Raw genomic sequence first — 14,737 nt, forward strand, 5'->3', positions numbered from 1 at the left:
GCGAGTTGCCATGCGGGTGGTCCCGGCCACCGGGCGTGGCCTTCTGGAGGAAAGTCCGTCGCCCGCGTCGCCGGCCGGTGACGCGAAGCGTGGACGGACGGCGGAGATGGTGGGGCGGGCGTCGGACGTCAACGGCCTGGGGCCGTGTCAGTCCGGCTGGTCGAGATCGCCGAGATCGAGGTCGTCGAGCCGCAAAGTCAGGGCCGGTGCCAGCAGCGGCACCAGGGTATCGCCGAGCTGGTGAACCGTGACGGACCCGTAGCCGCCCCGCTTAGGGTCCCGGTGCACGTGGGTGACGCGGCGGACGGCGTCGATCACCCAGAGCTCGGCGACGCCGAAGGAAGCATAGATCGCGGGCTTGCGGTGGAGATCGTAGCCGAGGCTCGTATCGGCGATCTCGACGCAGAGCAGCGCTGTGCCGCCGTCGAGGCGCTTCAGCCCGTCGGTGCGGCGGTACACGACGACATCGGGCTCGAGGTAGGTGTCCTTCGAGAGGCGGAAGGTCGTCGCCGGAATCAGCTCCAGGTCGTCCGGCGCCGCGCGGTACCACAGCACGCAAAGCTCCGTCTTAAGGATTTCGTGCCATAGGCCCTTCGGCGACATCGGCACGATCTCCCCGCCGATCAGCTCGATGCGCTCGTCCTCGGCGATCAGGCCGACCTCGACCATCCGCTCGACGTCCTTCACGGTGAAGGCGCGGCGCGGCAGTCCCTCGGCTGCTGTCGTCATCGGGGCGTTCATGGCAGCGATCATAGCGGAAACGGTGGTCGCGGCGAAGCCTGCACGCATCACGCGAGCGGCAGCACCACCTCCTGGCGCAGCCCGCCCTCCGGCCGGTTGGCAAGCCGGATCTCGCCGCCGGCGCGGGTGACGATCTCGCGGGCGATGGCGAGGCCGAGGCCGGCTCCCGGAGCGGAGCGCCGACGGGCCGGATCGACACGGAAGAAGGGCTCGAACGCGCGCGCCAACTGCTCCGGCGGGATGCCGGGACCGTCGTCGTCGATGCGCAGCAGCGCGGTCGTGGTCGCCGCGGAGGCGTCCGCGACGACGGCGACGCACGCTCCCCCGCCGTGGGTGGCGGCATTGGCGATGAGGTTGCGCAACGCCCGCTTCAGGGCGAGCGGGCGCGCCGACACCACGACGGGATCGCGCGCGGACATCACCACCCGCATACCGAGGCCGGCGAGTTCGGCGACCACCTCGCCGGCGAGGAGGTCGAGCCGGACCGGCTCGCCACCGCCGCCCGCCTCCTCGCGCACCAGCTCGATGGCGCTGTCGGCGATGCGCTCGAGTTCGTCGAGGTCGGCGAGCCAGGACGGGCGCTCGGCGTCGGGCAGGAACTCAGCGCGCAGCCGGAGGCGGGTAATGGGCGTGCGCAGATCGTGGCCGGCGGCGGCGACGAGGCGCATGCGGCTCGCCACCGCCGCCTGCAGCCGCTCCGACAGGCGGTTCAGCGCCACGGCGGTCGCGCGGACCTCCGCGGGCCCCGTTTCCGGCAGCACCGGCAGCGCGCCGTCGGGACCGACGCCGGCGACGGCGCCTTCCAGGATCGCCAGCGGCCGCGTCAGCCAGCGCGCGCCGACCAGCGCCACGCCGGCGACACCGACGACGATCGCCCCCATCCAGGCGGCGAGGATTGGCCAGCCCCCCGCGGGTGGCGGCCGGTCGTCGAGCGGCACGACGACGTAGCCGGCGTTTCCGACGGGGACGGCAAGCGTAAGCGACGGCGGGTCCGGATTGCGGCGGACCTCGGCGGCGATCGGCGTGCCGCCCGCCGCGAGCGTGCTTCGCAGCGCCGAGGTGAGCGGCTCGACGAGGTCTCCTCTCGGCTGCGCCGTGACCGCCACTGCCTCGGCGGGCGCGACGAGGCCGGCCCGCTCGGCGGCGAGCGCGTGCAGCACCCGCACCTGCGCCGCCATCGCGCGGAACGGCGCATCGCGGACCGGCGGTCCGATGACGAGGACGGCGACCGCCGTGGCGAGGCCGACGACGGCGACGATGGCGACGACGAGCAGCGCCGCGACGCGGACGCGCAGCGTCGTCATGGCACTTCCCCTTCCGTCTCGACGCGGGCGGCGAACTGGTAGCCGCCGTTGCGGACGGTCTTCACCATGTGAAAGGGCGGCGCGTCGCCGAGCTTGCGGCGGAGCCGGCTGACGAGCACGTCGATGGAGCGGTCGAGGGGGTCGGCGTCGCGGCCCTGCGTCAGGTCGAGGAGCTGGTCGCGCGACAGCACCCGCCCCGGCCGGTCGAGCAGCACGCGCAGGAGATCGAACTCGGCGCCGGTGAGGTCGATCGCGGCCCCGTCGGCGTCGAACACTGCGCGCGATGCCGCGTCGGCCTGGAAGCCGGCGAAGCGCCAGCGGCGCGCGGACGGCGCGGCCGCGGCCTCGCCGCCCCGTCGCAGCACGGCGCGGATGCGGGCGACCAGTTCGCGCGGGTTGAACGGCTTGCCGAGGTAGTCGTCGGCGCCGATCTCCAGCCCGATGATGCGGTCGACCTCCTCCTTCAGCGCGGTGAGCAGGATGATCGGCAGCGCCGGCCGGCGACGCTTCAGCTCGCGGCAGATGTCGAGGCCGGAGCCGTCGGGCAGCAGCACGTCGAGCACGACGAGGTCGATCGCCGCGGTGACGAGCTCGGCCTCCAGCGCGCGGCGGTCGGCGGCGAGGCTGACGCGGAACCCCTGCCCCGCCAGGTAGCGCCCGAGCAGCGTGCGGATCTCGGCGTCGTCGTCGACGACGAGAACGTGCGGGGACGACGAGCCGGCCCCGGCGGATGGCGCTCGATCGGGCTGGGATGCGGAAGGTGGCGACATGGCGGTCGGTCCGGCGTTGGGCGCCTTTCGTCAGTAGGACCGGCGGAGCGGCGCGGCGACCGGATTTTTGTCACGAAACGTGTCTGCCCCGACGGTGGCAACACTTCGACACGTCACGGCCGCCGGCGGACACACTTCCTCATGCAGCGACGAAGGCGGGCAAAGCGCGGCGGCTAGCGTCCTCTGGCTGGGAGGCCACGCATGAGGCACGCCATGACTTCTGCCCAACTCTTCGCCGCGACGATCATCGTCGCCACGGCGCTGTCACCGGCGGCCTTCGCCGCGGTGGACGGACCTGCGTCAGGACCCGCGCCGACGGGGAAGAGCCGCGACCGCATGGTCGCCTTCGACGACACGCCGCGTCCGCCGCTGCCCGGCATGGGCGCCGGATGGCACGGCCCGGACGCGCCCCGACCGGCCCGCTTCGACGCCCCCGGCCTGCCGCCGCCGCCGCCGATGATGGGTGCCGGGCGCCATCGTCCCGGACCCGAGGGGCATGGCCCGGGCCGCGGCCCGAAGGGTCCGCCGCCGGCGGCGATGGCCGCGACGCTGCTGGCCGCCGCCGAGACGACGATCGGCATCCGTGTCGACCAGCTCGACGCCTGGCGGGACTTCTCCTCGACGCTGGTGGCGCTGCTCGAGCCGCCCGCCCCGCCGCCCCCGCCGAACCGCCAAGGCGCGGCGGACGACGCGGCCGACCCGTTCGCCCGCGTCGAGTGGATCGCCGGCGAGATCATCGCTCGCGGCCGTCTCGCCGAAGACCTGCAGGGGGCGATCGAGACGCTGCGCGAGGTGCTGACCCCTGAGCAGACCGAGCGTCTCACCGCCTTCGAGGCGCGGCTCCGCCCGCCCCGCCCCTCCCCGCCCTTCGCCGGTGACCGGCATCCGGAGTTCTCGTCGCCGATGACGGATCCGGACCCGGCGAACCCGGAGGCCGATGCGGCTCCGCCCGTCCCCCCTGGCGACTGAGCCCGCGGCCTCCACCGGCCCGCCGCCCCACCGGCGGCGGGCCGCCTCCCCGACGACCCGCCCTTCCTCCGGCACCGGATTCACAGTCCCCGACGGCCGGACGCTTGACAGCGGGCGGCCCTCTGCGCGATGTAAGTAACCAATAGGTTACAAAAAACGTCGGGCGGAAATGCGGTTCAGTCTGTGCAATGAGGTGCTGCGGGAGTGGCCGTTCGAGCGGCAGTGCGCCTATGCGGCCGCGCTGGGCTACGCCGGCCTCGAAGTGGCGCCGTTCACGCTCGCCGATGATCCGACCCGCATTTCCGATCGTGAGGCGGCGCGCCTGAAGGCGGTGGCGAGCGACCACGGCCTCGTCGTCACCGGGCTGCACTGGCTGCTCGTTGCCCCCGCCGGGCTCTCCATCACCGATCCCGATCCGACCGTCGGCAGCCGCACCCGCGACGTCCTGCTGGCGCTGGTCGAACTGTGCGCGACGCTCGGCGGCACCGTGCTGGTGCACGGCTCGCCCAAGCAGCGCGTGCTGCCGGAAAACGGCGCAGACCGGGCCCGCGCCACAGCGCTGGCACACTTCGCGGCGGCCGGCGAAGCGGCTACCGCCGCCGGTGTCACCTACTGCATCGAGCCGCTCTCCCCCGAGGAGACCGGCTTCATCAACACCGTCGCCGAGGCGGCGGCGCTGGTGGAGGCGGCCGGCACGCCCGGCCTCGCCACCATGCTCGACACCGCCGCGGCGGCGGCGAGCGAGGTGGAGCCGGCCTCCGCCGTGCTCGATCGCTGGCTGCCGACGGGACGCATCGCCCACATCCAGCTGAACGATCGCAATCGCCGCGGTCCCGGCCAGGGCGGCGACCGCTTCGCCGCCGTGCTCGCCGCGCTGCGGCGTCACGGCTGGGATCGCCCGGTGGCGATTGAACCGTTCGTTTACTTGCCCGATGCCCCCGCCACGGCCGCCGCCTCGATCGCCTATCTCCGCGGCGTGCTCGACGGGCTGGAGGCACGGTCGTGAGCGCGCCGCGCGTCATTGTCGAAGCCGCCGAGGCATTCGAGCGCGACACGACGCTGCGGCTGCCGTTCCGCTTCGGCGTCGTGACGCTGCGCGAGGCGCCGCAGGCGTTCGTGCGGGCGACGGTGGCGCTGCCGGAGGGCCGCCGCGCCACCGGCGTCGCCGCCGAGCTGATGGTGCCGAAGTGGTTCGACAAGCGGCCGGCGCTGAGCGAGGCCGACACCGTCGACCAGCTGCGCCGCTCGCTCGCCGCCGCCCGCGATGTGGCTACGACGAGCGTCGCCAACACCGTCGCCGGCCACACCGCCCGGCTGGAGCGCGAGCTCGCAGACCGGCTGCCGGACGAGCCGGGGCTGGTGCAGGGCTTCGGCCCGGCACTGGTGTCGCGCGCGATCACCGACGCGCTCTGCCGGCTGCTGGACGTCTCCTTCTATGAGGCCATCCGCACCGACGCTGTCGGCCTCGCCGCCGGGCCGCTGCCGGACGACCTGGCCGGCTTCGATCTGCCCGTGTTCCTGGCGTCGCTCGCCCCCGGGACCTCCATCGCCGCCCGCCATACCGTCGGCATGGTCGACGCACTGACCGAGGCGGAGGTGGGCGAGCGGGTCGGCGACGGCCTGCCGGAAAGCCTGGAAGCGGCGATCGCCACCTATGGGCTCACCTGGTTCAAGCTGAAGCTCGGCGGCAATGCGGATGCCGACATCGACCGGCTGGTGCGCATCGCCGCCGTCCTCGACCGGCTGCCGGACTATCGGGCGACGCTCGACGGCAACGAGCAGTTCGCCGACGCTGCCGCCGCGGCGGCCCTGCTCGAGCGTATCGAGGCCGAGCCGCGGCTCGCCCGGCTGCGGGCCTCGGTGCTCTATCTCGAGCAGCCGATCCATCGCGCCGCGGCGCTGGCCGAGCCGCTCGGCGCGCTCGGCACCCGCATCCCCGTCATCATCGACGAGAGCGACGCGGATCTGTCGAGCTTCGCCACGGCGCGCGGGCTCGGTTACCGCGGCGTCTCCTCGAAGACCTGCAAGGGCGTGTTCCGCGCCATCCTCAATGCCGCCCGCTGCCGGCACTGGGCCAGCGGACCCTACGTGCTGTCGGGTGAGGACCTGACCTCGCAGGCCGGCGTGTCGGTGCAGCAGGACCTGGCGCTGGTCGCCCTGCTCGGCCTCGAGCACGTCGAGCGCAACGGCCACCACTATGTCGACGGCATGGCCGGCGCCGGCGCCGCCGAGATGGACGGCTTCGCCCGCGCCCATCCCGACCTCTACCGCCGCGACGAACGCGGCCTGCACCTCAAGATCACCGCGGGACGCATCGCGCTCGGCTCACTCGCCTGTCCGGGCTTTGCGACGGGCGCCGAGCCGGACTTTGCGTCGATGCACCCGCTCCGCACACCGAACAGACGGTCGCCCGCGACCGCACAGCAAGGATAGCAACCGATGGCGACGCGTAGGATCGGCGTGATCATGAACGGCGTGACCGGCCGGATGGGGATGAACCAGCACCTCATCCGCTCGATCGCGGCGATCCGGCAGGAGGGCGGCGTCGCCCTCGCCAACGGCGACCGGCTGATGCCCGACCCGATCCTCGTCGGCCGCAACGCCGACAAGATCGAGGCGCTGGCGAAGAAGTGGAACGTCGACCGCTGGACGACCGACCTCGACGCGGCGCTGGCCGACCCGAAGGACGAGATCTTCTTTGACGCCGCCTCGACGCAGCTGCGCGCCGGGCTGATCAAAAAGGCCGTCGCCGCAGGCAAGCACGTCTACACCGAGAAGCCGATCGCCGAGACGCTCGCCGACGCCCTCGACATCGCCCGCACCGCGGAAGCGGCCGGCGTGAAGAACGGCGCCGTGCAGGACAAGCTGTGGCTGCCCGGCCTCTTGAAGCTGAAGAAGCTGATCGATGGCGGCTTCTTCGGCCGCATCCTCTCCGCCCGCATCGACTTCGGCTACTGGGTGTTCGAGGGCGACTGGGTGACGGCCCAGCGGCCCTCCTGGAACTACCGCAAGCAGGATGGCGGCGGCATCATCCTCGATATGATGTGCCACTGGCGCTACGTCGTCGACAACCTGTTCGGAAACCCGACCTCGCTCACCTGCCTCGGCGTCACCCATATCCCTGACCGTTGGGACGAAAAGGGCGAGCGCTACGACGCCACCGCCGACGACGCGGCCTACGCGATCGTCACCCTCGACAACGGCGCGGTGGTGCAGATCAATTCGAGCTGGTGCACCCGCGTGCGCCGCGACGACCTCGTGACCTTCCACGTCGACGGCACGCTCGGCTCGGCGGTGGCGACCCTCACCGACTGCCGCATCCAGCCTCGCGCTGCGACGCCGAAGCCGGTCTGGAACCCCGACCAGAAGCAGACCCACGACTTCTTCGACGACTGGCAGCTCGTGCCAGACCGCGAGCCGATGGAGAACGCCTTCAAGGCGCAGTGGGTGCTGTTCCTCAAGCACGTCGCCGAGGACGGGCCGTTCCCGTGGACGCTGCGCGAGGCGGCGAAGGGCGTGCAGTTCGCCGAGCTTGCGCTGCAGAGCTGGGCCGAGCGCCGCTTCGTCGACGTGCCGAAGCTGGAGGGCTGAGGCATGGCGAGCGTCGTTCTTCCGCGCGCCAGCGGCGGCACCGAGCGCTTCGAGCTGCGGGCGCCGATCGCCTTCGAGATGCCCAAGGGCGGCGCCCTCAACCGCGTCGCCTATGCGGCGGCGCACGTCGTCGCCGACCCCTTCGCCGACGTCGACCCGTGGCTGACGGCCGCTGTCGACTGGGACCGCACCATCGCCTTCCGGCAGCATCTGTGGCGGCACGGCTTCGGCGTCGCCGAGGCGATGGACACGGCGCAGCGCGGCATGGGCCTCGACTGGCCGACCAGCCTGGAACTGATCCGCCGCTCCCTCGATGCGGCGAAGGACGTGCCCGGCGCCGTCGTCGCCAGCGGCTGCGGCACCGACCAGTTGCCGGCCTCCGAGGTGCGCTCGATCAATGACGTCATCGCCGCCTACGAGGCGCAGGCGGAGGCGATCGAGGGGCTGGGCGGCAGACTGATCCTGATGGCGAGCCGGGCTCTGGCGGCGAACGCCCGGTCGCCGGACGACTATGCCGCCGTCTACGGCCGCATCCTCTCCCAGGTGAAGGAGCCGGTGATCCTGCACTGGCTCGGCGACATGTTCGACCCGGCGCTGTCGGGCTACTGGGGCCACGCCGACCTCGACAAGGCGATGGACGTCTGCCTCCAGGTCATCGCCGCGAACGCCGACAAGGTCGACGGCATCAAGATCTCGCTCCTCGACGACGCCAAGGAGGTGGCGATGCGCCGCCGGCTGCCGGCGGGCGTCAAGATGTACACGGGCGACGACTTCAACTTCCCGGACCTGATCGCGGGCGACGAGCACGGCTACAGCCACGCCCTGCTCGGCATCTTCGACGCCATCGCACCGGCGGCCGCCGCCGCCCTGGTGGCGCTCTCGGAGGACCGTCGCGACGACTACGACCGGCTGCTCGCGCCGACGGTGCCGCTGTCGCGCCACGTCTTCAAGGCGCCGACGCGCTTCTACAAGACCGGCGTCGTCTTCATGGCCTACCTCAACGGCCACCAGGACCACTTCACGATGATCGGTGGCCAGGAGAGCACCCGCTCGACGGTGCATCTGGCCGAGTTGTTCCGCCTCGCCGACGCAGCGGGCCTGCTCGCCGATCCGGAGCTGGCGGCGAAGCGGATGGCCCTCGTCATGGGCGTGCGGGGCGTCGCATGACGGCGCGCCCGCTCAGCGACCACGCGCGGCTGTCGATCAACGACGCCACCACCAAGGTGCAGTGGACGCTGGAAGAAGAGATCGCCGGCTATTCGGCGCTTGGCGTCCACGGCATCTCGATCTGGCGCGACAAGCTCGCCGCCTGCGGCGTCGCCAAGGCGGCGCGGATGCTGGCCGAGCACGGCATGACGGTGACCGGCCTCTGCCGCGGCGGCATGTTCCCGTCCGACACGGCCGCCGGCCGGCAGGCGGCGATCGACGACAACCGCCGCGCCATCGACGACGCCGCTACGATCGGGGCCGCGTGCCTGGTGCTCGTCGTCGGCGGGCTGCCGCAGGGCTCGAAGGACATCGGCGCCGCGCGCGGCATGGTCCACGACGGCATCGCCGCGGTGCTCGAGCACGCACGGGCCGCCAGGGTGCCGCTCGCCATCGAGCCGCTGCATCCGATGTACGCCGCCGACCGCGCCTGCGTGAACACGATGGGCCAGGCGAACGACCTCTGCGACGCCCTCGGCCCCGGCCTCGGTATCGCGCTCGACGTCTATCACGTCTGGTGGGACCCGGATCTCGAGCGCGAGATCGCCCGCGCCGGCAAGGAGCGCCTGCTCGCCTTCCACATCTGCGACTGGCTGGTGCCGACGCGCGACCTGCTGCTCGACCGCGGCATGATGGGCGACGGCGTCATCGACATCCCCCAAATCCGTGGCTGGGCGGAGGAGGCCGGCTACGACGGCTTCCACGAGGTCGAGATCTTCTCCTCGGAGAACTGGTGGAAGCGGCCGGCCGAGGAGGTCGTGGCCGTCTGCAAGGAGCGCTACCTGACGGCCGTCTGAGGGACGGCCATGCTGCCGGCGAACTGCGCCTGCGGCTGAACCGGTTCGTTACAAACACCTTGACCGTGCGGCGATCTCGCCGCAGCCTTGGCGGAAACGCGTGAGTTTTGGCTTCACTCGGAAGAAAATTGGGAGGAACCGATGCGTTCACACAGTGTCTTGATCTCGGCCGCCGCGGCCGTTCTGCTCGCCGTTGGACCGGCGCTCGCCGACTGGAAGCCGGAGAAGCCGATCAACATCATCGTGCCGTGGGGCGCCGGCGGCTCGACCGACCAGATCACCCGCGTCACCGCGCCGATCCTGGAAGAGGCGCTCGGCCAGAGCGTCGTCGTCGTCAACCAGCCGGGCGCCTCGGGCGCGATCGGCACCCAAGCGGTGCTCGGCGCTCCGAAGGACGGCTACACCTGGACGGCGAACGCCATCGCCAACAACGCCACCTATGCGGTGACGGGCCTGATCGAGGGCACCGACATCGACGACTGGCACATCTACCTGTCGGTCGCCAACGTGCCGGTTGTGAGCGTGCCGGTCGACAGCGAGTTCCAGGACTTCGGCCAGCTGCTCGAGGCCTTCAAGACGCGCGGCGACGACATCACGGTCGCCACCGCCGGCGTCACCTCGTCGGGCGGCACGGCGATCGCGTCGCTGTCGGGCGCGGCCGGCGGCTTCAAGTACCGCATGGTCACCTATGACGGCGGCAACCCGGCCGTCATCGCCACCGCCTCTGGCGAGGCGATGGTGACGACGCAGCTCGCCGTCGAACAGGCCGAGATGATCCGCGGCAAGCGCCTGCGCGCGCTCGCGGTTCTGGGCTCCGACCCGCTGGTGCTGGAAGGCGTCGACCCGATCCCGCCGGTGACGCAGTGGCTGCCGGACATGCCGGTGGCGCCGGACTATTTCGGCATCTTCATCCCCGCCGGCGTGCCCGACGAGGTGATCGCCACGATGGACAAGATCTGGGCGGAGAAGGTCTCGAACTCGCAGGCGATCAAGGACTACGCCGCCAAGCAGGGCGCGGTCTTCGCCCCCTCGCACGGCGCGGAAGCCCGCGCCAAGGCGATGCCGATCGTGATCGAGGAGGCGTGTGGCCGCGTCGAGCGCAACGAGGCGCAGGTCGATCCGAAGACCATCGGCATCGACTGCGCGACGCACACCGAGATCAAGAACTGAGTCTGAACTGAGCTGAGCCGCAACGGCTCGCCCTGCGCCCGGCCCGCCTCGCGGGCCGGGCCGATCGGGACTGATCCATGACATCTTCGATGACCCGTGCCGACCGCATCACCGCGGTCGTCTTCATCATCGCCGGCGCCGCCGTCACCTGGGGATCGTGGATCATGCCGCGGCTGGAAAACCGCGGCGTGCATCCCTCCAGTGTGCCGGGCCTGGTGCCGGGCATCCTCGGCGTCGCGCTGGTGCTGTGCGGCATCCTGCTCGCGGTGCGCCGCCATCAGGCGGTCGCGGAAGACGAGCCGGTGCTGCGCGGCTTCGAGGCGAAGCGCCTCGCCGTCGTGCTGCTTCTGACGCTCGGCTTCACCTTCGGGCTGGTCGGCACCGTGCCGTTCTGGCTGGCGACGGCGATCTTCGTCTTCGCCTTCATCGTCGTCTTCGACTGCCTCGTCACCGAGGCGCCGAAGCCTCTGGTGCGCACGCTCGTGCTCGCGGCCATCGTCGCGGTGGCGGCCGGCGCGATCGTCACCCTCGTCTTCGAGAAGGGCTTCCTCGTCCGCCTCCCGTGAGGCTTCGACGAGCGGACCGGGAAAACCGATGCTGGACGGACTTGCACACCTGGGCCAGGGGATCGTCGGGATCCTTACGCTGGAATCCCTTCTCAACGTCGCCTGGTCGACGCTGCTCGGCATCATCGTCGGCGCGCTGCCCGGCCTGACGGCGACGATGGGCGTCGCGCTCCTCGTCACCCTCACCTACAAGATGGACCCGAACCAGGCGATCCTCTGCCTGCTCTGCCTCTATGTCGGCGCGATCTATGGCGGCAGCCGCAGCGCCATCCTGATCAACATCCCCGGCACGCCGGCGAGTGCGGCCACCACGCTCGACGGCTTCCCGCTCGCCCTGCAGGGGCGCGCCGGCTACGCCATGGGCGTCGCCACGACGAGCTCGGCGCTCGGCACCGTCGTCGGCATCGTCCTGCTCGCCGCGGTCGCCCCCGCGCTGGCGGAGCTCGCGCTGCGCTTCGGCTCCTACGAGTTCTTCTGGCTCGCCGTCTTCGGCGTCGTCATCTCCGGCCAGCTGACCTCCCTCGATGACCCGCTGAAGGGCTACATCGCCGGCATCCTCGGCCTGCTCATCGCCATGGTCGGCATGGAGGGCATCCATGCCTACCAGCGCTTCACCTTCGGCATCTCCGAGCTCGGCGCCGGCATCGACCTCATCCCGGCGATGGTCGGCGCCTTCGGCTTCGCCGAGATCCTCAACGTCATGAAGGAGAAGCTGGGCGCCAAGCCCATCACCACCTCCGACCGGGTGATCCCGCGCTTTGCCGACGTCTGGCAGTACAAGCGGACGATCGTCCGCTCCGGCATCATCGGAACGATCGTCGGCATCATCCCGGGCGTCGGCGAGGACATCGGCGCCTGGGCCTCCTATGCGGCGGCGCGACGCGCCAGCAAGGAGAAGGAGCTGTTCGGCAAGGGCTCCGTCGAAGGGCTGACGGCGGCGGAGACCGGCAACAGCGCCGTGGTGCCCGGCGCCCTGATCCCGGCGCTGACGCTCGCCATCCCCGGCTCCGCTCCGGCCGCCGTGCTGATCGCGGCCCTGTTCATCCACGGCGTCCGGCCCGGCCCGATGCTGATGATCGAGAACCCGACCTTCGTCTACGAGGTGGTGGCGATCCTGCTGCTCGCGACGGTAGCGATCCTGGTCTACGGCCTGTCGCTGACGAAGCTCTTGGTGCGGGTGCTGCTCATCCCGCGCGAAAAGCTGATGCCGGTGATCTACGTGCTCTGCGTCATCGGCCCCTACGCCATCACCCAGCGCATGTTCGACGTCTGGGTGATGGTGGCCTTCGGCATCCTCGGCTTCGCGCTCCGGCAGATGAAGTATCCGATGGCGCCGCTGGTACTCGGCATCATCCTCGGCGACCTGCTCGACACCAACCTCCGCCGCGGCCTCGTCTTGACAAATGGCGACCCCACGCCCTTCTTCACGCGACCGATCAGCCTGATCCTCTGCACGGCGACGGTCCTCACCATCCTCTTCAGCATTCCCCTGGTGCAACGCCTTGTCCGACAAGCTCTCGCCGGCCTCCGCCCCCGTCGTGCCGGCGGCTGAGCCGCGCCGGCGGGCGCGGCCGGCGGGCACCGCTGCGGCCGCTTCGGCGGGGCCGGCCACCCGGCCGCGCAACCCCGAGGAGACGCAGCGCCAGATCCTCAAGGCGGCACGGGCGGAGTTCTGCGAAAAGGGCTTCGACGGCGCGCGCGTCGACGCGATCGCCGAGCGGGCGGGCGCCAACAAGCGGCTGCTCTACCACTACTTCGGCAACAAGGAGGCGCTCTATTGTGCCGTGCTGGAGGCGGCCTACCGGGAGATCCGCGAGGGCGAGCGCGGGCTGTCGCTCGACCGCAGCGAGCCGGAGGAGGCGATGGACCGCCTCATCCGCTTCACCTTCCGCCACTTCCTCGAAAAGCCCTGGTTCATCTCGCTCTTGACGACCGAGAACCTGCACGGCGCCCGCTTCCTGAAGACGCTGAAGGACATTCCGGCCCTGCACTCGCCGCTCGTCGGCCAGCTCGAGACGCTGATCGAGCGCGGCGCCGAGAAGGGGGTCTTCCGCTCCGACGTCGACCCGATCCAGCTCTACATCACGATTGCCGCGCTCGGGTGGTTCTACGTCTCCAACATGGCGACGCTGTCGGTGATCTTCGACCGCGACCTCCGCGACTTCGCCATGGTGCAGGAGCGCGAGGCGCACTGCGTCGCCGTCGTCATGGACTTCCTGCGGGCGCGCCGGAGCTGACGGGGATCATCTCCTCAGACTCCGTCTTCGGCTCCTGCCCGGGCAGCGGCGGCACGGAGAGGCCGAGCGAGCGCAGGTAGCCCGCATTGACGTGGCCGTTCTGCAGCAGGATCGCCTCCAGATAGGCGTCGAGGGCGGCGCGGGCGACCTCAGGCGATGGCAGCGCCGCGTCGGTCCACGCCGACGGTGGCAGCGCCGAGGCGGCGGCGATCGCCTCCCATCCGGCGGGACGCGACACCGAGATCACGGTGGAGCCGGAGTCCATGTACTTGTAGGGCCAGAAGCTCCAGCCGATGCCGAAGCGCTCGTTGAGCTTGCGGAAGCGCTCGTTCCACTCATCCGTCAGTTCGCCGGTCTCGCCGACGAACACCGGCACGTCGTGGACGGCCATGAAGTTCACGTATTCCTGGACGCCGTCGCGCTCCGTGCTCGCCCAGAACTTGTGGTAGGTGAAGGCGAGGTTGTCGGCGACCGGCGGGCCGAGCATCGCGAACGACGTGCTCCACTGCGCGCCCGCCAGGATGACGACGTGGTTCGGATCGACCGCGCGGATCGCCTCGACGAGCTCGCGGTAGAAGGGCTCCAGCCGCGGGTTGAGATAGCCGGTGTCGTGGTAGGGCGAGATCGGCTCGTTCAGCAGGTCAAAGCCCAGCACCGCCGGCTCGTCGCGGTAGCGCCGGGCGATCTCGGTCCACAGCGCCACCGTCAGGCGCTTGTGCGCCGGCACGTAGAACATCACCGGATAGCCCGGCCCGTCGTCGTGGTTGACGCCGGTCTGGCCGCCGGGCGCGGCGTGCAGGTCGATGATGACCTTGAGGCCGGCCTCGCGGCACCAGCCGATCAGCCGGTCGAGCAGCGCCCAGCCGGGCCCCTCGAAGCGGGTCGGGTCCGTGGGGTCGACGAACAGCTTGAAATGCAGCGGCACGCGGATGGTCGTGAAGCCGGCGGCGGCGATGAAGTCAACATCGGCCTTCGTCACGTAGCGGTCGCGGAAGGCGGCCCAGAAACGGTCCGCCTCGTCGGGCCCGACCAGCCGCTCGACCAGCGCCTCGATCTGGCGCGGCGACTTCGCCCGCACGAAGCGGAACATGTAGCCTTCCTGCATCAGCCAGTTGCCGAGGCTGATGCCCTTGATGGCGAAGGTCGTGCCATCGGGCGACACGAGCCGCGTGCCCTCGGCGCGGATGAAGCCGTCGGCACGGGCGGGGGCGCCCAGCATGGGAAGGAGCACCGCGATGGCCGCCAGCAGTGCGGCTGCGAGGTTGCGGCGCGGGGCCGAACGCGGGGCACGGGCAGCGACGGCACGAAGGATCGAGGCGGGCACGGTGCGGTCGGGCTCCGTCAGCGGTGGCGCGCGGATCAGCCCGGCGCGTCGCGGTACGCTAG

Annotated in this window: 14 protein-coding genes; 10 read left to right on the forward strand and 4 right to left on the reverse strand. The window is 71.2% G+C overall.

All coding sequences use genetic code 11. The features are described from left to right. Positions 1–147 precede the first annotated feature (147 nt). Genes RUR49_RS12265 through RUR49_RS12275 form a run of 3 tightly spaced genes read right to left on the reverse strand, consistent with a single transcriptional unit; the run spans position 148 to position 2,815 of the window. On the reverse strand, positions 148–729 hold the full coding sequence (locus RUR49_RS12265) for a Uma2 family endonuclease (protein ID WP_409146666.1): 582 nt from the start codon (positions 727–729) through the stop codon (positions 148–150). Positions 730–788: 59 nt separating this feature from the next. Then, complete coding sequence (locus RUR49_RS12270; protein ID WP_409146667.1) at positions 789–2,045, reverse strand: ATP-binding protein; 1,257 nt, start codon at positions 2,043–2,045, stop codon at positions 789–791. Beyond that, entirely contained in the window at positions 2,042–2,815 is a 774-nt protein-coding gene (locus RUR49_RS12275; RefSeq protein ID WP_409146668.1) for a response regulator, read from the reverse strand. The genes RUR49_RS12270 and RUR49_RS12275 overlap by 4 nt, the downstream gene beginning before the upstream one ends. Before the next feature lie 213 nt (positions 2,816–3,028). Here RUR49_RS12275 and RUR49_RS12280 point away from each other — a divergent pair, with 213 nt between their 5' ends. The 10 genes from RUR49_RS12280 to RUR49_RS12325 all read left to right on the forward strand — a co-directional run bounded on the left by RUR49_RS12280 (position 3,029) and on the right by RUR49_RS12325 (position 13,351). Beyond that, the gene (locus tag RUR49_RS12280; RefSeq protein WP_409146669.1) at positions 3,029–3,784 is read left to right on the forward strand and encodes a hypothetical protein; all 756 of its coding nucleotides are present in this window, start codon (positions 3,029–3,031) and stop codon (positions 3,782–3,784) included. Positions 3,785–3,953: 169 nt separating this feature from the next. Beyond that, a complete protein-coding gene (locus RUR49_RS12285; protein ID WP_409146670.1) occupies positions 3,954–4,790 on the forward strand; it encodes a sugar phosphate isomerase/epimerase family protein in 837 nt (278 codons plus the stop codon). After that, entirely contained in the window at positions 4,787–6,217 is a 1,431-nt protein-coding gene (locus RUR49_RS12290; RefSeq protein ID WP_409146671.1) for an enolase C-terminal domain-like protein, read from the forward strand. The genes RUR49_RS12285 and RUR49_RS12290 overlap by 4 nt, the downstream gene beginning before the upstream one ends. Positions 6,218–6,223: 6 nt before the next feature. Next, positions 6,224–7,375, forward strand: coding sequence for a Gfo/Idh/MocA family protein (locus RUR49_RS12295; protein WP_409146672.1), 1,152 nt, complete (start codon positions 6,224–6,226; stop codon positions 7,373–7,375). A gap of 3 nt (positions 7,376–7,378) precedes the next feature. Further along, positions 7,379–8,542 (forward strand): dihydrodipicolinate synthase family protein, encoded by a 1,164-nt coding sequence (locus RUR49_RS12300; RefSeq protein ID WP_409146673.1) that lies wholly within the window; start codon positions 7,379–7,381, stop codon positions 8,540–8,542. Continuing rightward, complete coding sequence (locus RUR49_RS12305; RefSeq protein ID WP_409146674.1) at positions 8,539–9,378, forward strand: sugar phosphate isomerase/epimerase family protein; 840 nt, start codon at positions 8,539–8,541, stop codon at positions 9,376–9,378. The genes RUR49_RS12300 and RUR49_RS12305 overlap by 4 nt, the downstream gene beginning before the upstream one ends. A 141-nt stretch (positions 9,379–9,519) precedes the next feature. Then, positions 9,520–10,548: a Bug family tripartite tricarboxylate transporter substrate binding protein gene (locus RUR49_RS12310; RefSeq protein WP_409146675.1), complete on the forward strand. Its 1,029-nt coding sequence runs from the start codon at positions 9,520–9,522 to the stop codon at positions 10,546–10,548. A gap of 77 nt (positions 10,549–10,625) precedes the next feature. Beyond that, a complete protein-coding gene (locus RUR49_RS12315) occupies positions 10,626–11,114 on the forward strand; it encodes a tripartite tricarboxylate transporter TctB family protein (protein WP_409146676.1) in 489 nt (162 codons plus the stop codon). 28 nt (positions 11,115–11,142) lie between these two features. Further along, positions 11,143–12,666 carry a tripartite tricarboxylate transporter permease gene (locus tag RUR49_RS12320; RefSeq protein WP_409146677.1) on the forward strand — a complete coding sequence of 508 codons (1,524 nt, stop codon included), beginning with the start codon at positions 11,143–11,145 and terminating at the stop codon, positions 12,664–12,666. Further along, positions 12,653–13,351, forward strand: coding sequence for a TetR/AcrR family transcriptional regulator (locus tag RUR49_RS12325; RefSeq protein ID WP_409147134.1), 699 nt, complete (start codon positions 12,653–12,655; stop codon positions 13,349–13,351). Before RUR49_RS12320 ends, RUR49_RS12325 begins: the two co-directional genes overlap by 14 nt. On the opposite strand, the gene RUR49_RS12330 is transcribed toward RUR49_RS12325, so the two are convergent. Further along, on the reverse strand, positions 13,320–14,675 hold the full coding sequence (locus tag RUR49_RS12330) for a glycoside hydrolase family 5 protein (RefSeq protein ID WP_409146678.1): 1,356 nt from the start codon (positions 14,673–14,675) through the stop codon (positions 13,320–13,322). The genes RUR49_RS12325 and RUR49_RS12330 overlap by 32 nt on opposite strands. Positions 14,676–14,737: the final 62 nt, after the last annotated feature.

The organism is Pseudoxanthobacter sp. M-2, from assembly GCF_046156265.1.
Taxonomy (GTDB): Bacteria; Pseudomonadota; Alphaproteobacteria; order Rhizobiales; family Segnochrobactraceae; genus CAMDHY01.